We start from the raw sequence: 21,557 nt of genomic DNA on the forward strand, positions 1-21,557 counted from the left end.
TAGACCAAACTCCGCGCGCTCTAGATCAGTTTGACGATCTGCTTGCCGACATTCTTGCCTTCGAGCAGCCCCATGAAGGTGCGCGGGGCGTTTTCGATACCTTCGGCGATGTCCTCGAGATAGGCGACCTGGCCTGAAGAGATCATCGGCACCACCTCTTGCAGGAAGGCCGGGTAGAGGTCGAAATGGTTCGAGATGATGAAGCCTGACGCGGTCAGGTGCTTGATCAGGACCGTGCTCCAGAACATCGGGAACCGGTCGGGGCCTTCGGGCATTTCGGTGGCGTTGTAGCCCGAGATCATGCCGCAGACCGGGATACGACCGAAGCGGTTCATCAGGGGCAGCACGGCCTCGAATACCTTGCCGCCGACATTCTCGAAATAGATGTCGATGCCATCGGGACAAGCGGCGGCCAGTTCCTTGCGCAACGACGAGGCATCGGAATGGGCGCGGTGGTCGATGGCGGCGTCAAAGCCGAACTTTTCGGTCGCCAGTGCGCATTTGTCGGCGCCCCCGGCAATGGCGACAGTGCGCAATCCACGCGCCTTGGCAATCTGGCCCACCATCGAGCCGACAGGGCCGGTGGCGGCGGCAACGACGAGGGTTTCCCCCTTTTTCGGTTTGCCGAGTTCCGTGAGGCCGTACCAACCGGTGAAACCGGGCATACCCAGCACGCCAAGCGAGGTGGTGATCGGCACACGCGGATCGAGCTTGCGCAGCATGTTTCCCGGTTGAATCCCGTGTGTGGCCCAACCGAACATGCCAAAGACCATGTCTCCGGGGGCATAACTGGGATCGTTCGAGGCGATGACTTCGCCGCATCCGCCGCCCTCCATGACGCCGCCAATCGGTACGGGTTCGGCATAGGACTTGGCGTCATTCATGCGGCCACGCATGTAGGGGTCGAGCGACATGTAGTGGACGCGGACCAGAACCTCACCCTCACCGGGGGTGGGGATGTCGCGGGTTTCGAGGGCGAAATCCTCGTCCTTGGGCGCGCCAAAGGGGCGCTGGGCCAAGGTGATACATTGCATTTGGTCGGTCATGGTTTTCCCTTTCCGGAACGGTATTTGAAGACGGCCGTGGCCGTCGCGATCTTGGTGCCATTTTCGTCTGTGATTTCGGCGTCGGCGAAGGCGACGGATTTGCCGCCGCCGGTCTTGCGGCCCTCGGCGATCAGCATCTCGCCGCGCGCGACCGAGTGATATTGCACGTTGAGCGACAGGGTCATTACCAGCTGCTTGTTGTCGCGGTCGCCAGTGTAGCAGACGGCATAGCCTGCGGCGGTGTCGAGCAGTGTTGCCAGTACGCCACCATGGGGGATGCCGTATCGGTTGCCGATATGAGGGACCATGGGTTGGGATAGGCGGCAGTAATCCTGGTTCCACTCGTCGATGGTAAAGCCGAGATGAGCCTGAAACGGGTAGGGGGGTTCGCGCAATGAGTCGTCCATGGTCACACCGTCTTGGCCGCCTGAAGCCCGGCATTGGCAAAGAGGGGGACGAAGCCGCCCAACTTCTTGGCGCGTTCGGGGTTTGAGGCGTTGCCGTCGAGCGCGCGTTTCAACACGCCCTGAAGGATGCCGCCCATGCGGAAGAAGTTGAAGGCGAGGTAGAAGCCGAGCTTGTCGATGCCGGGAAGCCCGCGGTGGCGGCAGTAGCTTTCGACGAATTCGGTATCGGTGATCAGACCTTTGGCGGTGCGATCAATGCCGGCGAGGCCACGGCCCTCGGTGCCGGGAGGCATGGCCCATTGCATGAGCACCGCACCAACATCGGCGAAGGGGTGGCCGATGGTGCTGAGTTCCCAATCAAGAATGGCAAGAACGCGCGGTTCCGAGGGATGCCAGAGCAGGTTGTCGATGCGATAGTCGCCGTGGACCAGAGTGCGCTGCCCGTCATCTGCGGGAATGTTGGTTTGCAGCCATTGCGACAGCTCTTCCATCTCGGGGATGTTATCGGTTTTCGACGCCTCGTATTGCTTGGACCAGCGCCCGACCTGACGTTCGAAATAGTTGCCGGGGGGGCCATAATCCGACAGGCCGACAGCGTTGATATCGACCGAGTGGATGGCCGAGAGAACGCGGCACATTTCATCATGGACGGGACGGCGGTCCGGTTTGTCGAGTTCGGGCAGGGACGGGTCGTCGAAGCGGCGGCCGGTGACGTTTTCCATCACGTAGAAAGCGGACCCGATGACGTCATCGTCTTCACACAGGAGGTGCATGTTCGCGACCGGCACGTCGGTACCTGCCAGCGCCTTTTGTACCCGGAACTCGCGGTCGACGGCATGGGCGGATTTGAGCAAGACCCCGGGGGGTTTGCGGCGCAGGACATATTCGCCTGACGGCGTGGTCAGACGAAACGTCGGGTTGGATTGACCGACCGAGAACTTGTGCAGCTCGATCGGACCGGTGAAACCGGGCAAGTTGGCCGTGAGGTATGTTTCAACCGCGTCGGTATCGAGTTGGGCGGCGGCGTTCGCGCTCATGTTGGCCTCCCTAGGAGTAAGTCAGAAGCCGCTCTTGGTTGGCGGCGTTGATGTGCGGGGTTTCGTTGAACCCGGTCAGGTAGGTTGTCCTGGCAGAGTAGACGAAACGGGTGACAGAGCAATTCCTGGTTTGGAGTTGCAGCTTGATCTGTTGGCCGGGCGGGCAATCGAGCGTGTCGGCGACGATACGACCGATTGCGCCGCCCGAGGACACGGCAAGCACGGTTTGTTGGTCCGGGTCCATGGCGGTGCGCATGGCGTGGCGGGTTCTGTTGGTGAAATCGGCCCAGGATTCCGGTGGGTTTGGAATATCGTCGCGTTCCCATTCCAGCACCGTGTCGCGCAGGGTGCGAAAGTGGGATTTGCGTTCGGTGTGCATGTTTTCCGGGGCGGGTTGTTCTGCGTATTTCGCATTCAGCAGGGCGGTGAAATCGAATTCGTTGAATCCGGCGTGGGTTTGCGGTGCAGCAGAGGCGCCCATGCCACGCAGGATACCGTCGAGCGTTTCGCGGTGACGGGTCAGGGTGCCAGCCCAGAAGGACGTGGGTGTTACGCCTTGGGCCTTCAAAGCACGGCCCAGTTCCTCGGACTGCTCATGGCCGAGATCGGAAAGCTTGTCGTAATTCGCCGCCCCGAACGAGGCCTGGGCGTGGCGGATGAGGAAAAGCTCAGGCACCGCAGAGCCTTTCGCGGGCCGCTGTGTATTCAGCGGCAAATCGGTCGACCATCCGGGCGGTGGACTGCACTTCCTTGATCGAACCGATACCCTGTCCGGACCCCCAGATTTCTTTCCAGCTTTTGGGTTTCTCGCGGTCAGCACCGAAATTCATCTTGGATGGATCGGAGTGTTCAAGGTTTTTCGGGTCCATCCCGGCATTGGCAATCGAAGGCGCGAGATAGTTTCCATGTACGCCAGTGAAGAGGTTGGAATAGACGATATCCTCGGCCCCGGATGCAACGATCATGTCCTTGTAGCCCTGAACTGCGTTGGCCTCTTCCGTGGCGATGAAGGGCGAGCCGATATAGGCGAGGTCAGCGCCCATGGCTTCCGCTGCAAGGATTGAATTGCCGTTGGCAATCGCGCCCGAGAGGGCAAGCGGGCCGTCGAACCATTCGCGGATTTCGCTGATCAGGGCGAGCGGGGATTGCGCGCCAGCGTGGCCGCCTGCGCCGGCGGCAACTGCGATCAGACCGTCTGCACCTTTCTCGATCGCTTTACGCGCGAAGGTGTTGTTGATGATGTCATGCAGGGTGATGCCACCGCAGGAATGGGCGGCCTCGTTAACCTCGACCCTTGCACCCAGCGAGGTGATCCAGATTGGCACGTTCCACTTGGCACAGATTTCCAGATCCCGGTCGAGCCGCGTGTTCGAGCGGTGGACGATCTGGTTTACCGCGTAGGGTGCGGCGGGGTGATCGGGGTTGGCCTGATTGTGCGCATCCAGCTCTTCGGTAATGCGCTTCAACCACGCCTCAAGCATGATCGGGTCTCCGTCCTGTTCGCGGGCGTTGAGCGCCGGGAACGAGCCGACAATACCGGCCTTGCACTGGGCGATCACCAGATCGGGGTTCGAGATGATGAAAAGTGGAGAGCCGATGACTGGCAGGCGCAGGTTCTGAAGTTGGGAGGGAAGGGTCATGAATGCATCCGTGAGTGTGTGTAGAGAGGGTGTCCCACGCCCGGGCAACGACCCGCCCACCCACCCCGTCGCCCGGGCGTGGGCCTGACGGGCCAATAGCCGGGTCAAAGAACCTCGAACAGGCCCGCCGCGCCCATGCCGCCACCGACGCACATGGTGCAAACCACGTATTTCGCGCCACGGCGTTTACCCTCGATCAGGGCGTGGCCGACCATGCGGGCACCGGACATGCCATAGGGGTGGCCTACGGAAATCGCGCCGCCATCGACGTTGAGGATCTCGTTGGGGATGCCGAGGACGCGGGCGGATTGCAGCACCTGGCTGGCGAAGGCTTCGTTCAGTTCCCACAACCCGATATCGTCCATCTTGAGGCCGTGCGCGTCGAGCAGTTTCGGCACGGCATAGATCGGTCCGATGCCCATTTCGTCGGGTTCGCACCCGGCGGCCATCACGCCGACATAGCGGCCCAGCGGTTCCAGCCCGCGCTTCTCGGCCTCTTTGGCCTCCATCACAACCGATGCCGAGGCCCCGTCGGAGAGCTGGCTTGCGTTGCCGGCGGTGATGTATTTGCCTTCCTTGATGACTTGGCCGTTTTTAAAGACCGGTTGCAGCCCCTGGAGGTTTTCCAGCGTGGTGCCGGGGCGGTTGCCTTCGTCCTTTTCCAGCGTAACCTCGTGGAACGAGATTTCCTTGGTCTCCTTGTCCATCACGCCCATGTTGGTGGTCAGGGGCACGATTTCATCGTCGAACTTACCTGCTTCCTGCGCGGCGGCGGTGCGCTGTTGCGATTGCAGGGCGTATGCGTCCTGATCTTCGCGGCTGACGCCGTAGCGTTCGGCCACGGTTTCGGCGGTTTCCAGCATGGTCATGTAAAGCGCCGGCTTGTTGGCTTGGATCCATTTGTCAGCCAGATGGTCGACGCGCATCTTTTCGTTTTGGACGAGGCTGATGGATTCGACCCCGCCGCCGATGGCGATGTCCATGCCGTCATGCACAACCTGTTTGGCCGCCGTGGCTATGGCCATCATGCCGGACGAGCACTGACGGTCGAGAGACATTCCGGCCACGGTTACCGGCAGACCTGCGCGGATCACCGCCTGCCGACCGATATTGCCGCCGGTCGAGCCCTGCTGCAGGGCCGCGCCGATGATGCAGTCGGAAACCTCCGAGCCATCGAGGTCTGCACGGCTGACCGCGTTCGATACGGCGTGGCCGATCAGGGTTTGCGCCGAGGTGGCGTTGAAAGCGCCGCGATAGGCCTTGCCGATCGGGGTGCGGGCGGTGGAAACGATAAGAGCGTCGCGCATGGGTCTTAGTCCTTTTGGTCAAGCGAGATGCCGCGCAGGTCTGCGGCCTTGCGGATGTATTTGTTGGTCTGGTCGAAGGCACCGGGCATTTCCTGCTGACCTTGCGGATCGCGGATGCGGGCCATGTTGGCCATCACCGCTTCGGGCGTCATGTCGTCATCAGGCAGGGCAACGCCTTCGGTTTCGTAGATCTTGGTTTCGGCAAAACAACCGCCACCCGCACCAAGGATCATCTTGGCCGGGGCGTCTTCGCTGACAAGAGCGAGGAGGCCCGGCGTGATCGTCTCGGGTGCAAGCAGCGGCAGGACCGCGGGTGGGAGCAACGCCTCGGTCATTCTGGTGGCGGCGGTGGGGGCCAGCATGTTGACGCGGATGCCCTTGCGATGGCCCTCTTGGTGCAGCACGTTCATCAGGCCCAGCATGGCGGATTTGGCCGCGCCATAGTTGGCCTGCCCGAAATTGCCATACATGCCGCTGGCCGACGTGGTGAAAACGATGCGGCCATATTCGCGTTCGATCATGTGGCGCCAAAGAGCGTGGGTGCAGTTGACGGACCCCATCAAGTGAACGTCGAGCACGGATTGGAAGTCGTCGAGATGCATCTTTGCGAAGGTCTTGTCGCGCAGGATGCCCGCGTTGTTCACAAGGATGTCGACGTGGCCGAATTCGGCAATCGCTTCGTCCACCATGGCCTGCACTTGATCGGCGTTGGCTACATTGGCGCCATTGGCGATGGCGTGGCCACCCGCTTCGCGGATTTCGTGAACGACCTGTTTGGCGGCATCAGACGATCCTGTGCCGTCGGTGGCGACCCCAAGATCGTTTACCACGACCTTGGCACCGCGCGCGGCGAGGCCAAGTGCATGAGACCGGCCAAGGCCCACACCTGCACCGGTGACAATGGCGACGCGCCCGTCAAAACGAATTGTCATGTCTCTTCTCCGAAATAGCGGCGGCCGATCCAATCTGCGATCAGCGCCGGTTTGTCCTGACCCTCGATCTCGATTGTGGTTTCCATGCGGGTGGTGACGAAGCCAGGGTGGCTGTCATCGACATGGGTCATGGTGAAATGCGCCCGGATGCGGGCACCGGCGGGCACGGGTGACAGGAAGCGGATCTTGTCGAAGCCATAGTTCACACCCATTGCGACGTTTTTCAGGACCGGCATTTCATAGACCATGGCCGAAAGCATCGAGAGCGTCAGGAAGCCGTGCGCGATGGTGGTCCCGAATGGGGTTTCCTTGGCTGCCTCGGGGTCGCAATGGATAAACTGCCAGTCCTCGGTGACGTCGGCGAATTTGTCGATTTTCTCTTGTGTGATTTCGTACCAGTCGGAGGTGCCGAAGGGTTTGCCTTCGAGCGCCTTCAGTTCAGCGAGTGTAATGGTGTCGGGCATGACTACAGGTCCTCGTTGAAGAGGTTGCCGGGGGCGTTGGACTGCATCCCGCCAGACAAGGGAAGGATCGCGCCCGAGACATAAGCGCCGCCGCGACTGCAGAGGTATTGTAACGCGCCCGCGATATCCTCAGGTGTGCCGACACGGCCAAGGGGAACACCCTTGGCGGCTTGTTGTTGACCGGCCTCGGAGGCGAGCGCGAAAGCGGTCATTTTCGAGACGAACGGGCCGGGGGCAATAGCGTTGACGGTGATGCCCTGCGGGGCGAGGTCATTCGACAGGACACGGGTCATGTGATGCACCGCGCCCTTGGAGACGGCATAGGAATAGGTGGCTGTGCCCTTGGGGATGTCGCCCATGACCGAACCCACGTTAACCACGCGCGCGGGGTCGTTCGGCGCCGAACCCTTGAGCAGCAGCGGCAGCAGTTCCTGTGTCAGGTGAAACATGCCCTGCACGTTCAGCGACAGGAGCTTGTCCCAGGCGTCATAGGGGTGTTCACCTATCGGCGCGCCCCAGGTGCGCCCGGCGTTGTTCATCAGGATGTGCAACGTGTCGGTGCGCGATGTGACCTCTGCGACGATGGCGTCGATACCCTCTTCAGTGGCGACGTCGCCGCCGAAGCCTTCGACGCTGCCGGGCAGGCCAAGCGCGTTGACCTCGTCGGCGACGGCGGCGCAGGCATCGGCCTTGCGCGAACAGATGATGACACGCGCACCTGCAGCAGCGAGGCCTTCGGTCGCCATCCGGCCAATGCCGGTGGCGCCACCGGTGACAAGGGCCACCTTGCCGGTCAGATCAAACAGGGCGTTGGGGGTGAGGGTGGTCATTGGGTGATCTCCTTCAAAGTCCGCGATGGGCGGCGATAATGGCCGCGTGATAGCCGTAATCACCCAGCCATTCGGCCCCGACACGGGCACGTTTCATGAAAAATCCGGCATCGTATTCGTCGGTCATTCCGATGCCGCCATGCATCTGCACACCTTCCATCACGGCGAGTTTTGCCGTTTGTGTAGCGCGAGCCTTGGCGAGGCTGACCGCAAGGTCAGACGAGCCGCCTGCATCCAGAACCCGGCCTGCGTTGGCGATGGCGGAAGCGGTGACTTCGATCTCGCTGAAGAGATGCGCGGCGCGATGTTGCAGGGCCTGGAAAGAGCCGATGGTGCGGCCGAATTGTTTGCGCTCTTTCAGGTAGCCAAGGGTGATCGCGGCGATGCCCGAGGAAAGACCGGTCAGTTCGGCGGCAAGGGCGGCCTGTCCGGCCTGAAGCGCGGGGGTGATCGCGGCGAGGCCATTGTCGACGTCTCCGATCACGTCATCGCCGGTGGCCTCGACATTGTCGAAGTCGAGCGTGGCGAAGTCGCGGGCGTCGATGCTGTTTGCGGCCTCGCGGTTCAGGCCTGCACGGTCGGCATCAAGGTTAAACAAGGTCAGGCCCTGCGTTTCGCCTGCGCTGCCTGAGGTACGGGCGAGAACCAGAATGCGATTGGCAGAGGCACCGTCGGCAACGAAGCATTTCCGCCCCGACAGGCGGAAGGCGTTGCCCTCGCCACGCGCTTGAAGCGCGCTGTGCTTGGGGGAAAACTTGGCGCTTTCGTCAATCGCGAGCGCATATAGGGCCTGACCGGCGGCGATATCCGCCAAATGATCGGACCCGGCATCGCGCAGGGCTGTCGCGGCGATGACTGCAGAAGCGATGAATGGTGACGCCACCAGAGTCTTGCCCATTTCCTCGGAGAGGATGCCGGCGGCACGGTGGCCCATATCTGCCCCGCCAGCCTCTTCCGGTAATAGCACCCCGGCCCAACCCATCTGGGCCATTTCGGACCAGAGTGCGGGATCATACGAGCGCACCGCGTCGCGGTTGGCACGGAAAGCCGACAGCGGTGCATTTTCTTCCAGGAACCCGCGCGCAGCGTCGCGCAGCATGACCTCGTCTTCGGTATCGAGCAGTTTTTCCATGTCAGCGGCGCCTCATTTCGACGGCAGTTCGAGAACGCGCTTGGCGATGATGTCGAGCATCACCTCCGAGGTGCCGCCCTCGATCGAGTTGGCCTTGGTCCTGAGCCATGTCGCCGCCGCTCCGTCTTCCCAATCGAGCGAATTTGTACCTCGGGCCGACATGACAATCTCGTGCCGGCGTTTGTTCAACTCGGTGCCATAGTATTTCAGCATTGCAGAGGCGTGGCCGACGCCCTGACCGGCCTCGGCCATGTCCTTGTAGCGCTCCATAGTTAGGGCAAAGGCCATGGCATCGACTTCAAGCTCCATCGCCTGGGTTTGGATGAATGGGTCGGCAGCGGCAACCGGATCAAGTGTGCCCATCAGGTCTGCTAGTGTGGACCCGGCAAGAAGACCGCCACCACCGCCACCAATCATTTCACGTTCGTGGGTCAAAAGGTACTTGGCCACATCCCAGCCGCGATTCATTTCACCGACAATTGTTCCCTCCTTGGGCACTTTCACATTGTCGAAGAAGGTCTCGCAGAAGGGGGACGCGCCCGAGATCAGGCGGATGGGTTTGGTGGTCACGCCCGGTGCTTCCATGTCGATCAGCATGAAAGAAATGCCGAGGTGTTTGGGGGCCTCGCGGTCAGTGCGCACCAGGGCGAAAATCTTGTCAGCCTTGTCGGCATAGGACGTCCAGATTTTCGAGCCGTTGACCAGCCAGTGATCGCCCATGTCCTCGGCTCTCGTCTGCACGTTGGCAAGGTCCGATCCGGCGCCGGGTTCAGAATAGCCCTGACACCAGCGGATTTTGCCGGCGGTGATGTCGGGCAAATGCGCTGCTTTCTGTTCGTCGGTACCGAATTTCAGTAGGGCCGGGCCAAGCATCCAGATGCCGAAGCTTTGCAATGGGGAGGGCGCGCCAGAACGATCCATTTCCTCGCGCAGGATTTTCTCCTCCGCACGTGACAGCCCGCCGCCGCCGTATTCGGTGGGCCAGCGCGGGCAGGTCAGGCCGCGGGCATGGCAGCGGGAAAGCCAGTCGCGTTGGGCGCCCGAAGTGAACTGCCAGTTGCGACCGCCCCAGCAGATGGTTTCCTCGCTTTGTGCAACGCCCTGCAATTCGGGCGGCAGGTTGGCGGCAATCCAATCGGCGATTTCCGTGCGGAAGTTTTCAAGAGTTTCGGACATGCGGTTTCCTCCCAGAACCTCTGGTAGGGCACACCGAAAGGGGGGTGCCGCGCAAGGGGGCGTCGGGTTTGACGGTGCGTCACGGCGTCGTGTGCCGTAGCGTTCTGGCGCGCGCCAAGGCCTTTATAAGGCCTTGGCCCAAGTCGGGATTTCAACAGGTGTCAGCGCTGATCCGGCAGGCGGTAGTCGCCCATGGTGCGGCGAAGGTTCAGCTTGGACACCTTGCCGGTTGCCGTCAGGGGCAGTTCATCGACCCAGATCAGGTCGTCAGGCAGCTGCCACTTGGCGAAATGTTCGGACATATGTTCGTGCATCTCTTCAAGGCTGGGACGATCACTCCCCGCAGGTACGGCGATAAGCACCGGGCGTTCATCCCATTTCGGGTGGGGCACGGCAACCACGGCGGCATTGGCCACCGCCGGGTGAGACACTGCGGCGTTTTCAAGGTCGATCGAAGAAATCCACTCGCCGCCCGATTTCACCAAGTCCTTGGCGCGGTCCTGGATCGACAGGAACCCGTCCGGCGTGATCACTGCTACGTCTCCGGTGCCAAACCAGCCATCGGCGTCCATTGCCTCCTGACTTGCCTCGGCATTGTTGTAATAGCCCGACACGATGGCATTCCCGCGCACGTAAAGCTCGCCCGCAGATTGGCCATCATGGGGCTGGCGATTGCCATCTTCATCAACGATCTTGAGGTCAACGCCAAAGATGCGGCGGCCCTGAAGTGCCTTGTAGTCGATCATCTTTTCAAAAGGCTGCTCGGCGACCCACTTGGGCATGGTGCCATGGGTGCCGATCGGCGACATTTCGGTCATGCCCCAGGCGTGAACCACGTCGACGCCCATTTTTTCAAAACGTTCGATCATCATCCGGGGGGCCGCAGATCCGCCGACAACCATGTGGCCGAAATTGTCCGGCTTGCGGCCCTGGGCCTCGATTTCACCAGCGAGGCCCAGCCATACGGTAGGCACACCCCAGGCCGAGAATACGCTCTCGCTGTCCATCAGTTTGAACAGCGACGGGCCGTCCAGCGCCCCGCCGGGCATGATCAGCGAATGGCCCATCAGCGGCGCGAAATAAGGAAGGCCCCAGGCGTTGACGTGAAACAGCGGGACCACTGGCAGGATCTTTGACTCCGGGGGTATCGACGGGCCCAGCGTCATCGCCTCGAACAGCGCATGCAGCACGGTCGAGCGGTGCGAATAGAGCGCACCCTTGGGATTGCCGGTTGTGCCGGATGTATAACACAGGCCTGCAGCGGTGTTTTCGTCGAACTCGGGCCAGTCGATTACAGTGGGCTGTCCCTCCAGCAGTTCCTCGTAGCAGAGTGCATCAAGCGTGTTCTCGGGCATATGCGCCCGATCGGTCATGATCACATAGGTCATGCCATGGGGCAGATGATCGCGGACCGCCTCGAGGATCGGCACGAAGGTGGTGTCGACACACATCACCTTATCCCCGGCATGGTTCACGATGTAGATCAGCTGTTCCGCCGACAGGCGTGGGTTGATCGTGTGGCAGACGGCACCGATGCCCGAGACCGCATAGTACAATTCGAAATGGCGATAGCCGTTCCAGGCCAGTGTCGCGACACGGTCGCCCACCTTGATCCCATGTGCCCGCAGGGCATGGGACAGCTGGGCCACACGCGCGCCGGTTTCGGCATAGGTCTGGCGGTGGATGTCGCCTTCGGTACGGACCGATACAAGCTCACCTTGCGGGTGCATTTCAGCGGCGTAGGTAATGATATCGCTGATCATCAGCGGCCGGTGCATCATCTGGCCCAACATGGCGGTTTCCTCTCTCCCTGGCTTTTGGTGACCAGAGCCTATGCCGGGCCGGGCAGGATTGGGAAGCGGTTTTGCGTGTCGTGACGTTCCGGCATTTCATGGCCTGAGCCCTTGCGGCGAGGCCGGGCTGGTCACTAACGTGGCCAGGCAACAGGAGGGCACACGCATGAAGGCAATCGTCTGCAAGGAATATGGACCGCTTGAGGATCTGGTGATCGAGGATGTGCCCGCCCCCGAACCACGCAAGGGCCAGATCGCGATCAAGGTTGAGGCGGCGGGGGTGAACTATCCCGATGGGCTGTTGGTTCAGGGGCTTTACCAGATGAAGCCGCCGACCCCCTTTACTCCAGGAATGGAGGTGGCCGGGACGGTGGCCGCCGTGGGTGAAGGTGTCAGTGGATTTGCTGTGGGCGACCGGGTGGCGGGCAAGGGTGGCTTAGGCGGTTACGCCGAACTGATCGCCATGCCCGCGAACCAGTGTTTCGTCATGCCAGACGGGATGGACCCGGCGGATGCCTGCGCGTTGATGGTGGCCTACGGCACTTCGCATCACGCCTTGAAACAACGTGCCGATCTGAAAGCCGGGGAAACTCTGGTGGTGTTTGGCGCTTCGGGGGCAACCGGCATCGCGGCGGTTCAGATCGGCAAGATCATGGGCGCCCGTGTCATCGGCGTAGCCTCGACCGAGGAAAAGCGCACACTGGCGCAGGAAGCCGGCGCCGACGAAGTGATCGGCTATGACAATCTCAAGGATGACGTCAAACGCCTGACCAAGGGCAAGGGTGCCGATGTCTGCTATGATGTGGTTGGTGGCGATGCCTTCCACGCGGCCAGCCGGTTCATGGGACGCAACGGACGGTTGTTGGTGATTGGCTTTGCCGGGGGCGAGATTCCGAAGCTTCCAGTCAACCTGACCCTGGTCAAGGAATACAGTGTCGTGGGTGTGTTCTGGGGTAATTTCACTATGCACGAGCCGGATGTCTATGCGGCCAACATGGAAGAATTGTTTGGCTGGTATGCCGCGGGCAAGGTCAAACCGTTGATCGAGGGGCGCTATCCGCTCGAGGACGCTGCCGCCGTGCTGGCACGCGTCCTCGGCCGCGGAGCCACGGGCAAGATCGTCCTGACCCCCTGAGCAGACTACCCAAGCCGCACCTCTTTCTTGGCACAAATACTCGAATCGCGACCGGGCAATCTGGTGCTGTGGTAAAACCGGAATGCAGACCATGCGGTGCGCTGAGCGCTAGCTCGGCGCCACCAGATGCCGTGCGGGCCGAGCGAAGCGAGGCCCCAGGCGACGCCGTCTGGCGGCGCAACCCCTCAAACCTGCGGCAGGAACGCTCCTTTCTGGTCCGAGATGTGGCCAAAGACCGATTGTAAGGTCGGTGAGAGCTCCAGATCGGCGCGGTGCAGCAGGTACCATTGTCTCCGGATCGGCAGGGTATCAGCATCCAGGGCAACCAGCCGCCCCGAGCGCAGTTCCTCGGTCACCGTGTGTTGCGAGATCATGGCGACGCCAAGGTTGGCGATCACCGCCTGTTTGATGGTTTCGTTTGATTCCATTTCGATCAGCCGGTAGGGCGTGCCGCCACCGATCCGGTCGAGATAGCGGGTCATCAGAATACGGGTGCCCGACCCCTGCTCGCGGGCGATGAATGTCTGGTCCAGAAGGGCCTGCGGCGCAATGCCACGCTGCCCCGCCAGGGGGTGATCGGGCGAGGCAATCATCACGTGCGGATGCTCGCCGATCGGTTCGGATGTGACAGATGGGGTGCGCGGCGGCCGGCCCATGATGGCCAGCTCGATCGTGCGCTGTTGCAGAGCGGTGATTATGCCGTCCCGGTTGGAAACCTTGAGCGAGACCTCGATGTCCGGAAATGCCGTGCGCAACTGAGCCACGAGTTGCGGTGCAAAATACTTGCCGGTCGAAACCACGCCAAGCATTACGAGGCCACTGCGTCCTTCCTTGTAAGCTCTTAATTTCTTGGAACAAATTTCAAGTGCGGACTCGATTGTGATGTTCGCATCCAGTACCGCGCGCCCCTCGTTGGTGAGTTGCGCCCCACCTGATGACGAACGGTCCAGCAGAGTGCAGTCGAGATTCTGCTCCAGAGTGCGCAATTGGGTATGCACCGCCGGAGGGGTCAGTGATAGTATTTCGGCGGCGGCGGTGATCGACCCGAATTCAGCCACCGCACGCAAGGCGCGAAGTTGTTTCAAGGTGATCGATTCCAGGCGGGCCATTAAATTATTTTTACTCCGGGCTTTATTTTATTAAATTCTATAAACCTTCCAACTCTGGAATATCAACCCCAACGAACGCTGCCAGTCCAGAATCGGGAGGGGATGAAGATGACAGCCACAGGACAGGTCATAAAGACAGACCGCATGCCGGCCGAGCTTGCCCCGATCATCGAGGCGCTTTGCGAGGTAGGCATTGGCGTTGCCGATATCATTGCCAAGGGGGCGTTGGCGGGGGCGCTGGGCGCGGGTGTTGGCGAAAACACCGACGGTGACCAGCAAAAGGCACTCGACGTCATGGCGGACGAAATGTTCGCCGAGCGACTGAAATCCACTGGTGTGCGTTATTATGCCAGCGAAGAGCAGGAAGACGTGGTCGAGTTGAACCCGGAGGGGGATTACGCGCTGGCGATTGATCCGTTGGATGGGTCCTCGAACATCGACGTGAACGTGTCGATTGGGACGATCTTCTCGATCTTCAAGGCAAATGATGGAGCCGAGGAAAGCTTCTTGCGCAAGGCGCGGGAACAGTTGGCTGGCGGCTATATCATTTTTGGTCCGGCGACTGCGCTGGTCGTGACCTTCGGGGATGGTACCCAGATGTACACTCTGGATCGTGACAGTGGTGAATACATCCTGACCAACGATCGAATGGAAATTCCGGCCACGTCCAAGGAGTTTGCGATCAACGCCTCGAACTACCGTCATTGGACCAAGCCGGTTCGTGCCTATATCGACGATTGCCTGGCCGGCGATACCGGTCCGCGGGATCGCAACTACAACATGCGCTGGGTGGCGAGTCTGGTGGCGGAAACCCACCGGATCCTGACCCGCGGCGGTGTGTTCCTTTATCCCGGTGACGCACGTCCGGGGTACGAGCGCGGCCGGTTGCGCATGGTTTACGAATGTGCGCCGATGGCGTTCCTGGTCGAGCAGGCTTCGGGCAAGGCGACCGATGGTTGCGACCCGATCCTGGACCAGACAGCCGAAAGCCTGCATGCGCGCACGCCTCTGGTGTTCGGGTCGTCCGAGAAAGTCGACCGGGTGGCAACCTATCACGATCTGCCGGACGAGGAGGTTTCGGCGCTCTTTGGGCAACGCGGGCTGTTCCGCGGGTAAGAAGCTGCGTCTGCCGCGTGGGAGGAGACACAAGGCAAGGCGCGCAGGGCAACACTTCAAAGGAGAGGGTACTGAGCCGATTTCGCAGATACTGACTGAAAGACGCCAGCGCTTATAGGGAAGAGAAAATGAGCAAGAAACACCCCATCATCTCGGTGACGGGCTCGTCAGGTGCGGGCACCTCGACCGTCAAAGGCACTTTCGACCAGATCTTTCGTCGTGAAGGAATCAACGCCGTTTCCATCGAAGGTGACGCGTTTCACCGCTATGACCGGGCGGCGATGAAGGCCGAACTGACCAAGCGCACCGAGGCCGGTGACGACACGTTCAGCCACTTTTCCTATGACGCCAACGAGCTGGAAAAACTTGAGGACGTGTTCCGCACCTATGGTGAAACCGGCGGTGGCGAGACCCGGCATTACGTGCATGACGACGAAGAGGCCGAAAAGTTCGGTGTGGCGCCGGGCAACTTCACCGAGTGGGGCAGCTTTGCGGATGGATCGGACCTGTTGTTTTACGAAGGCCTGCACGGTGCGGTAAAAAACGATGATGTGGACCTGGCGAAATTCGCCGACCTGAAAATCGGGGTGGTGCCGGTCATCAACCTTGAATGGATCCAGAAGATTCATCGCGACAAGGCACAGCGCGGTTACACAACCGAAGCGGTGACCGATACGATCCTGCGCCGCATGCATGCCTATGTGCATTGCATTTGCCCGCAATTTATCGAAACCGATGTGAACTTTCAGCGGGTGCCGGTGGTCGACACCTCCGATCCTTTCATCGCGCGCTGGATTCCGACGGCGGATGAATCGCTGGTGGTGATCCGGTTCAAGGATCCGCGCGGTATCGATTTCCCCTATCTGACCTCGATGATCGGCGGCAGCTGGATGAGCCGGGCGAATTCGATCGTGATCCCAGGCGGCAAGATGGACCTTGCGATGCAGCTGATCTTTACGCCGATGGTTCACCGTCTGGTGAGCGAGAGCAAGCGCGTCTGATCCAACCTTTTTCCCATTTCCCGCAAGGAGAGCTGAGATGAACACCCACGCAGAGATTTCGACCACCACCGAAGACATGATGGCAAATGCCATTCGCGCACTGAGCATGGACGCGGTGCAGGCGGCCAATTCTGGTCACCCCGGAGCGCCGATGGGCATGGCGGACGTGGCGACGGTTCTGTTCAACCGGTTCATGAACATTGACCCAAGCGCAGACACCTGGTCAGACCGCGATCGGTTCGTGATGAGCGCGGGGCATGGGTCGATGCTGGTCTATTCGATCAATCACCTGCTGGGCTATGACGACATGGACATGGACCAGATCCGCAACTTCCGCCAGATGGGATATCGCACGGCGGGGCACCCGGAATTTGGCCATGCCAAGGGCATCGAGGTCACCACAGGGCCGCTGGGTCAGGGGATCACCACCGCCGTGGGCATGGCGCTGGCTGAGCGGATGGATAATGCACGGTTCGGCGACGATCTGGTTGATCACTACACCTATGTCATCGCCGGTGACGGCTGCCTGATGGAAGGTATCAGCCACGAGGCCATCGACATGGCCGGTCACATGGGGCTGGGCCGGTTGATCGTGATGTGGGACGACAACAACATCACCATCGATGGCAAGGCAGACCTGTCGACCAGCACGGATCAGAAGGCCCGTTTCGCAGCCAGTGGTTGGCATGTGCAGGCGGTGGACGGGCACGACAAAGAAGCCATTGCGGCCGCCATAGCGGCGGCCAAAGCCGATCCGCGCCCGTCGATGATTGCCTGTAAGACGATCATCGGGTTCGGCGCGCCCAACAAGCAGGGCACCAGCGCGACCCACGGCGCACCGCTGGGCGATGAAGAGATTGCATTGACCCGGGAGGCGCTGGGCTGGACCCATGCGCCGTTCGAAATCCCGGGCGATGTTTACGAGGCATGGCAAGCAATTGCCAAGCGTGGTCAGGCGGTTCGTATTGCGTGGGAGAACCGCCTGACCTCCCATAATCAGAAGGCGGCTTTTGAGGCCAGCCATGGTGACGTGGACGAGACGGCACTGAGCGCGGCAATGACGGAGTACCGGCGTCAGTTGTCGGCGGATGCCCCAAAGGTTGCCACCCGCAAGGCCAGCGAAATGGCGCTGGAAATCGTCAACGGCACGTTGCCCAATTCGGTCGGAGGATCGGCGGACCTGACCGGCTCGAACAACACCCGCACCAGCCAGATGACGCCCGTGTCAAAGGACAATTACGGCGGCGACTACATGCATTATGGCGTTCGCGAGTTTGCCATGGCCGCAGTGATGAACGGCATGGCGCTGCATGGCGGGTTCAAGCCCTATGGCGGCACCTTCCTGGCTTTTGCCGATTACTGTCGGGGCGCGATCCGCCTGAGCGCGCTGATGGGTGTGCCGGTGGTTTATGTGATGACGCATGACTCGATCGGTCTGGGCGAAGATGGCCCGACCCACCAACCGGTGGAGCATATCGCGTCCTTGCGTGCGATGCCCAACCTGATGGTGTTCCGCCCGGCAGACGTGGTGGAAACGGCCGAGGCCTGGGAAATTGCCATGACAGACAAGACTACACCGTCGGTTCTGGCGTTGTCACGTCAGGGGCTTCCTTGCGTGCGGACGACCCATAACGACGCGAACAAGAGTGCCAAGGGCGCCTATGTCCTACGTGACGTGGAGGGTGAGCGCGACGCGACGATCATCGCCACCGGCTCGGAAGTTGAGATTGCTATGGCCGCAGCCGATGCGCTGACGGCAGAGGGCAAGAAGGTCGCCGTTGTGTCGGCGCCCTGCTTCGAACTGTTTACGCGCCAGGATGACGGCTACCGCATGAGCGTGCTGGGCACCGCCCCACGTGTTGGCGTCGAGGCCGCCGTGCAGCAGGGCTGGGATGCGATGCTGCGCCACAAGGACCGGTTCATCGGCATGACTGGTTTTGGTGCGTCGGCCCCGGCGGGCGAGCTTTACGCACACTTCGGAATTACCGCTGATGCCGTGGCCGATGCCGCGCGCGGCTTGATGGGATAACGCCATGCTCCGGGCAGGGCTCCGGGGTGGCAAGGATAGGAACCGAAACCCAGGGCCGGGCCCGGGGTGCGAAGAATGAAGACGAAGAGGGAATGACATGACTGTCAAAGTTGGGATCAGCGGGTTTGGCCGCATCGGGCGCTGCACGCTGTCGAGCATCATCGAAAGCGGTCGCGAGGACATCCAAGTGGTGAAAATGAACGCCACCGGGCCGATCAACGACATCGCACATCTGCTGAAATACGATAGCGTCCATGGCCGTTTTGCCGGCGACATCAAGATCGACGGTGACATGATGGACGTGGGTCAGGGTGCAATGAAGGTGTTCTCGACCTACAACCCTGAAGAGTTGGACTGGTCGGGGTGTGACGTGGTTCTGGAATGTTCGGGCAAGTTCAACTCGAAAGAGGCTAGCGAGGTGCATATCCGCCAGGGCGCCAAAAAGGTTCTGGTCTCGGCACCGGCCACCAACGCGGATGTCACCATCGTGCATGGTGTGAACTCGGAAACCCTGACGGCTGATGATCTGGTCGTGTCGAACGGGTCGTGCACCACCAATTGCCTGGCACCGATGGCGAAGGCGATCAACGATGCAATCGGCATTGAATCGGGCATCATGACCACGATCCATTCCTATACAGGCGATCAGCCGACGCTGGATCGCCGCCACAAGGACCTCTATCGCGCGCGGGCTGCGGCGATGAGCATGATCCCGACCTCGACCGGGGCGGCCAAAGCGATTGGATTGGTGCTGCCGGAGCTGAATGGCAAGCTTGATGGTAGCGCGATCCGTGTGCCGACACCGAACGTGTCGGCGGTGGACCTGACGTTCATGGCCTCAAAGGACGTGACGGCGGAAGAAGTGAACGCCGCAGTTGAGGCCGCCGCCAATGGCGCGATGAAAGGGATCATGTCCTATGAGACCGAAAAAAAGGTCTCGGTGGACTATAATCACAACACCCATAGCTGTAACTTCGCAGCCGATCAGACCAAGGTGATGGGCGGCCGGTTGGTGCGCGTTCTTGGCTGGTATGACAATGAATGGGGCTTTAGCTGCCGGATGGCAGATAACGCCGTGCATATGGGAACGATTTAAATGGAAATTCCTGCAATTACCGAAATGGATGTCCGCGGTAAGCGCCTTGTGGTGCGGGCCGACCTGAATGTCCCGATGAGCGAGGGCCGCGTCACCGACGCGACCCGGATCACCCGCTTTGCCGAGGGGGTGAAACCGCTGCTGGCCAAAGGTGCGCGGCTGGTGATCCTGACGCATTATGGCCGACCCAAGGGCAAGGTCGTGGCCGAGATGAGCGTGGATCAGTTGCGCCCGACCTTGGCCGAGGCGCTTGCTGTGGATGTGGCGTTTTGCGCCACGTCTTCGGGTCCTGAGGCCGAGGCGGCTGCTGCGGCGCTGCAGGATGGTCAGGCGATCCTGATGGAGAACGTGCGGTTCGATCCGCGCGAAGAGGCCAATGACAGCGGCCTTGGCGCTCTGTTTGCGCGGCTGGGCGATGTTTATGTCAATGATGCGTTTTCCTGTGCGCATCGGGCGCATGCCAGTACCGAGGCAGTTGCGACTCTGATGCCGTCGGTGGCCGGGCCGCTGATGAGTGAGGAAATTAACGCACTGCAAAACGCGCTGGAAGCGCCCGAAAGCCCGGCGATTGCCATCGTGGGCGGAGCCAAGGTGTCGACCAAGATTGCCGTGTTGAAGAACCTGGTGAAAAAGCTGGACGGTGTGATTGTTGGGGGCGGTATGGCGAACACCTTCCTGTTTGCCGACGGTGCACCTATGGGGGCGTCGCTGCACGAGCCGGACCAGATCGACACGGTAAAGGAAATCCGTGCGCTGGCGGCTGAGCATAACTGTACGCTTTACCTGCCCGAGGATGTGGCCTGTGGCGCCGAGTTCAAAGCCGGTACGGCAATGTCGCTGGTTCCTGCCGCGATGTGCCCCGAGGACCAGATGATCCTGGATGCCGGACCTCAGGCCGTCACGGCGTTTTCGGATGCGCTTGCAACGGCCAAGACGATCCTGTGGAACGGGCCGCTGGGTGCGTTTGAAATCCCGCCATTTGACAAGGCTACCAACATGTTAGCGCAAAAGGCGGCGGAATTGACCCGAAATGGCGGTGCGGTGTCGGTTGCCGGTGGCGGCGACACGGTTTCGGCGCTAATCCATGCCGGAGTAAAGGATGACTTTACCTATGTGTCATCGGCGGGTGGCGCGTTTCTGGAATGGCTTGAGGGTAAAACCTTGCCCGGGATCGCCGCGCTGATGCGTTCGGATATTGCTGCTTAGAGGACCTGCGAAAAATGGCTCTTATTACCCTTCGACAATTGCTCGATCACGCTGCTGAAAACGATTACGGCGTGCCAGCCTTCAACATCAACAACATGGAGCAGGGCCTGGCGATCATGAACGCCGCCGCGAAGTGCGACGCGCCAGTGATCATGCAAGCCAGCCGCGGCGCACGGTCCTACGCCGGGGACATCATGCTGAAACACATGATCCAGGCGCTGGCCGAGATGTATCCGGATATTCCGATCTGCATGCACCAGGACCATGGCAACAACGAACAGACCTGCATGAGCGCGATCAAGCACGGTTTCACGTCGGTGATGATGGACGGCTCTTTGGAGGCGGACATGAAGACGCCCGCCGATTGGGATTACAACGTTGCGATCACCGAACGCGTTGCGCGCATGGCCCATTGGGTTGGAGCGTCTGTTGAGGGGGAACTGGGCGTTCTGGGCTCGTTGGAAACCGGCGAAGCGGCGGAAGAAGACGGCTCGGGCGCGGTTGGAAAGCTGAGCGAAGATCAGCTTTTGACCGACCCGGACGAGGCGCTTGATTTCGTCAAACTGACCAAGGTGGACGCGCTGGCAATTGCCTGTGGCACAAGCCACGGCGCTTACAAGTTCAGCTCGAAACCCACGGGCGAGACGCTGGCGATTTCCCAGATCGAGAAGATCCACGCCAAGATCCCCAATGTGCACCTTGTGATGCATGGCTCGTCGTCGGTTCCGCAGTACCTGCAGGACCTGATCAACGACAATGGCGGCGAGATGGCCCAGACCTATGGCGTACCGGTTGAAGAGATCGAGCGCGGCATCAAGTCGGGCGTGCGAAAGGTGAATATCGACACCGACAACCGCATGGCGATAACCGGTCAGTTCCGCAAGGTGGCCAAGGAAAGCCCAGCGCAGTTCGACCCGCGCAAGTTCACCATTCCAGCGATGGAAGAAATGGAAAAGCTTTGCCTTGACCGGTTTGAACGGTTCGGCACGGCGGGCAACGCAGGCAAGCTCAAGCCGATCGATCTGGATGACATGGCCAAGCGGTACGCAGATGGGTCGCTTGATCCCTAAGGAAATGGCGGGGTGAACCCCGCCCCACGAA

20 protein-coding genes are annotated in these 21,557 nt (G+C 60.9%); 7 read left to right on the forward strand and 13 right to left on the reverse strand.

What is annotated here, in order from left to right; all coding sequences use genetic code 11:
* Nucleotides 1–20: 20 nt before the first annotated feature.
* From RXV86_RS12095 to RXV86_RS12150, 12 genes are all read right to left on the reverse strand, one after another.
* Nucleotides 21–1,046: an NADP-dependent oxidoreductase gene (locus RXV86_RS12095; RefSeq protein WP_316300002.1), complete on the reverse strand. Its 1,026-nt coding sequence runs from the start codon at nt 1,044–1,046 to the stop codon at nt 21–23.
* Nucleotides 1,043–1,453: a PaaI family thioesterase gene (locus RXV86_RS12100; RefSeq protein WP_316300004.1), complete on the reverse strand. Its 411-nt coding sequence runs from the start codon at nt 1,451–1,453 to the stop codon at nt 1,043–1,045. Before RXV86_RS12100 ends, RXV86_RS12095 begins: the two co-directional genes overlap by 4 nt.
* Nucleotides 1,454–1,455: 2 nt before the next feature.
* On the reverse strand, nt 1,456–2,490 hold the full coding sequence (locus RXV86_RS12105) for a phosphotransferase (protein WP_316300006.1): 1,035 nt from the start codon (nt 2,488–2,490) through the stop codon (nt 1,456–1,458).
* Nucleotides 2,491–2,500: 10 nt separating this feature from the next.
* Complete coding sequence (locus RXV86_RS12110; RefSeq protein ID WP_316300009.1) at nt 2,501–3,166, reverse strand: histidine phosphatase family protein; 666 nt, start codon at nt 3,164–3,166, stop codon at nt 2,501–2,503.
* On the reverse strand, nt 3,159–4,130 hold the full coding sequence (locus RXV86_RS12115; protein WP_316300010.1) for a nitronate monooxygenase family protein: 972 nt from the start codon (nt 4,128–4,130) through the stop codon (nt 3,159–3,161). The genes RXV86_RS12110 and RXV86_RS12115 overlap by 8 nt, the downstream gene beginning before the upstream one ends.
* A gap of 104 nt (nt 4,131–4,234) precedes the next feature.
* Entirely contained in the window at nt 4,235–5,437 is a 1,203-nt protein-coding gene (locus RXV86_RS12120; protein WP_316300013.1) for an acetyl-CoA C-acyltransferase, read from the reverse strand.
* A 5-nt stretch (nt 5,438–5,442) separates the two neighbouring features.
* Complete coding sequence (locus RXV86_RS12125; protein WP_316300015.1) at nt 5,443–6,369, reverse strand: SDR family NAD(P)-dependent oxidoreductase; 927 nt, start codon at nt 6,367–6,369, stop codon at nt 5,443–5,445.
* On the reverse strand, nt 6,366–6,833 hold the full coding sequence (locus tag RXV86_RS12130; protein WP_316300017.1) for a MaoC family dehydratase: 468 nt from the start codon (nt 6,831–6,833) through the stop codon (nt 6,366–6,368). The genes RXV86_RS12125 and RXV86_RS12130 overlap by 4 nt, the downstream gene beginning before the upstream one ends.
* 2 nt (nt 6,834–6,835) lie before the next feature.
* Nucleotides 6,836–7,663, reverse strand: coding sequence for an SDR family NAD(P)-dependent oxidoreductase (locus tag RXV86_RS12135; RefSeq protein WP_316300019.1), 828 nt, complete (start codon nt 7,661–7,663; stop codon nt 6,836–6,838).
* A gap of 13 nt (nt 7,664–7,676) precedes the next feature.
* Nucleotides 7,677–8,795 carry an acyl-CoA dehydrogenase family protein gene (locus RXV86_RS12140; protein WP_316300021.1) on the reverse strand — a complete coding sequence of 373 codons (1,119 nt, stop codon included), beginning with the start codon at nt 8,793–8,795 and terminating at the stop codon, nt 7,677–7,679.
* Nucleotides 8,796–8,807: 12 nt separating this feature from the next.
* Complete coding sequence (locus RXV86_RS12145; RefSeq protein WP_316300023.1) at nt 8,808–9,971, reverse strand: acyl-CoA dehydrogenase family protein; 1,164 nt, start codon at nt 9,969–9,971, stop codon at nt 8,808–8,810.
* A gap of 161 nt (nt 9,972–10,132) precedes the next feature.
* Nucleotides 10,133–11,764 (reverse strand): long-chain fatty acid--CoA ligase, encoded by a 1,632-nt coding sequence (locus RXV86_RS12150; RefSeq protein ID WP_316300025.1) that lies wholly within the window; start codon nt 11,762–11,764, stop codon nt 10,133–10,135.
* Between the two features lie 166 nt (nt 11,765–11,930).
* Between RXV86_RS12150 and RXV86_RS12155 the strand changes: the two genes are divergently transcribed.
* Nucleotides 11,931–12,899: an NADPH:quinone oxidoreductase family protein gene (locus RXV86_RS12155; RefSeq protein WP_316300026.1), complete on the forward strand. Its 969-nt coding sequence runs from the start codon at nt 11,931–11,933 to the stop codon at nt 12,897–12,899.
* A 185-nt stretch (nt 12,900–13,084) separates the two neighbouring features.
* On the opposite strand, the gene cbbR is transcribed toward RXV86_RS12155, so the two are convergent.
* Nucleotides 13,085–14,008, reverse strand: a complete 924-nt coding sequence (gene cbbR / locus RXV86_RS12160) for a LysR family regulator CbbR (protein ID WP_316300028.1) — start codon at nt 14,006–14,008, stop codon at nt 13,085–13,087.
* A 108-nt stretch (nt 14,009–14,116) separates the two neighbouring features.
* Here cbbR and RXV86_RS12165 point away from each other — a divergent pair, with 108 nt between their 5' ends.
* From RXV86_RS12165 to fba, 6 genes are all read left to right on the forward strand, one after another.
* Nucleotides 14,117–15,124, forward strand: coding sequence for a class 1 fructose-bisphosphatase (locus RXV86_RS12165; protein WP_316300031.1), 1,008 nt, complete (start codon nt 14,117–14,119; stop codon nt 15,122–15,124).
* A gap of 128 nt (nt 15,125–15,252) precedes the next feature.
* Nucleotides 15,253–16,125 (forward strand): phosphoribulokinase, encoded by an 873-nt coding sequence (locus tag RXV86_RS12170; RefSeq protein ID WP_316300033.1) that lies wholly within the window; start codon nt 15,253–15,255, stop codon nt 16,123–16,125.
* 37 nt (nt 16,126–16,162) lie between these two features.
* On the forward strand, nt 16,163–18,154 hold the full coding sequence (gene tkt / locus RXV86_RS12175) for a transketolase (RefSeq protein WP_316300035.1): 1,992 nt from the start codon (nt 16,163–16,165) through the stop codon (nt 18,152–18,154).
* 97 nt (nt 18,155–18,251) lie between these two features.
* The gene (gap, locus tag RXV86_RS12180) at nt 18,252–19,250 is read left to right on the forward strand and encodes a type I glyceraldehyde-3-phosphate dehydrogenase (RefSeq protein ID WP_316300037.1); all 999 of its coding nucleotides are present in this window, start codon (nt 18,252–18,254) and stop codon (nt 19,248–19,250) included.
* A complete protein-coding gene (pgk, locus tag RXV86_RS12185) occupies nt 19,251–20,456 on the forward strand; it encodes a phosphoglycerate kinase (protein ID WP_316300040.1) in 1,206 nt (401 codons plus the stop codon).
* A gap of 14 nt (nt 20,457–20,470) precedes the next feature.
* Complete coding sequence (gene fba / locus RXV86_RS12190; protein WP_316300042.1) at nt 20,471–21,526, forward strand: class II fructose-bisphosphate aldolase; 1,056 nt, start codon at nt 20,471–20,473, stop codon at nt 21,524–21,526.
* The last annotated feature ends 31 nt before the right edge of the window (nt 21,527–21,557 follow it).

The sequence above is a fragment of the Aliisedimentitalea sp. MJ-SS2 genome, from assembly GCF_032586155.1.
GTDB lineage: Bacteria > Pseudomonadota > Alphaproteobacteria > Rhodobacterales > Rhodobacteraceae > JAWHTC01.

Bases quoted from the DNA above. Each gene is read 5' to 3' on its own strand.
- RXV86_RS12095 (WP_316300002.1), bottom strand. From the start codon at position 1,046: ATGACCGACCAAATGCAATGTATCACCTTGGCCCAGCGCCCCTTTGGC.
- RXV86_RS12120 (WP_316300013.1), bottom strand. From the start codon at position 5,437: ATGCGCGACGCTCTTATCGTTTCCACCGCCCGCACCCCGATCGGCAAG.
- RXV86_RS12135 (WP_316300019.1), bottom strand. From the start codon at position 7,663: ATGACCACCCTCACCCCCAACGCCCTGTTTGATCTGACCGGCAAGGTG.
- RXV86_RS12140 (WP_316300021.1), bottom strand. From the start codon at position 8,795: ATGGAAAAACTGCTCGATACCGAAGACGAGGTCATGCTGCGCGACGCT.
- RXV86_RS12145 (WP_316300023.1), bottom strand. From the start codon at position 9,971: ATGTCCGAAACTCTTGAAAACTTCCGCACGGAAATCGCCGATTGGATT.
- RXV86_RS12130 (WP_316300017.1), bottom strand. From the start codon at position 6,833: ATGCCCGACACCATTACACTCGCTGAACTGAAGGCGCTCGAAGGCAAA.
- RXV86_RS12165 (WP_316300031.1), top strand. From the start codon at position 14,117: ATGACAGCCACAGGACAGGTCATAAAGACAGACCGCATGCCGGCCGAG.
- RXV86_RS12125 (WP_316300015.1), bottom strand. From the start codon at position 6,369: ATGACAATTCGTTTTGACGGGCGCGTCGCCATTGTCACCGGTGCAGGT.
- RXV86_RS12100 (WP_316300004.1), bottom strand. From the start codon at position 1,453: ATGGACGACTCATTGCGCGAACCCCCCTACCCGTTTCAGGCTCATCTC.
- RXV86_RS12115 (WP_316300010.1), bottom strand. From the start codon at position 4,130: ATGACCCTTCCCTCCCAACTTCAGAACCTGCGCCTGCCAGTCATCGGC.
- RXV86_RS12105 (WP_316300006.1), bottom strand. From the start codon at position 2,490: ATGAGCGCGAACGCCGCCGCCCAACTCGATACCGACGCGGTTGAAACA.
- tkt (WP_316300035.1), top strand. From the start codon at position 16,163: ATGAACACCCACGCAGAGATTTCGACCACCACCGAAGACATGATGGCA.
- RXV86_RS12155 (WP_316300026.1), top strand. From the start codon at position 11,931: ATGAAGGCAATCGTCTGCAAGGAATATGGACCGCTTGAGGATCTGGTG.
- RXV86_RS12170 (WP_316300033.1), top strand. From the start codon at position 15,253: ATGAGCAAGAAACACCCCATCATCTCGGTGACGGGCTCGTCAGGTGCG.
- pgk (WP_316300040.1), top strand. From the start codon at position 19,251: ATGGAAATTCCTGCAATTACCGAAATGGATGTCCGCGGTAAGCGCCTT.
- gap (WP_316300037.1), top strand. From the start codon at position 18,252: ATGACTGTCAAAGTTGGGATCAGCGGGTTTGGCCGCATCGGGCGCTGC.
- RXV86_RS12150 (WP_316300025.1), bottom strand. From the start codon at position 11,764: ATGTTGGGCCAGATGATGCACCGGCCGCTGATGATCAGCGATATCATT.
- cbbR (WP_316300028.1), bottom strand. From the start codon at position 14,008: ATGGCCCGCCTGGAATCGATCACCTTGAAACAACTTCGCGCCTTGCGT.
- fba (WP_316300042.1), top strand. From the start codon at position 20,471: ATGGCTCTTATTACCCTTCGACAATTGCTCGATCACGCTGCTGAAAAC.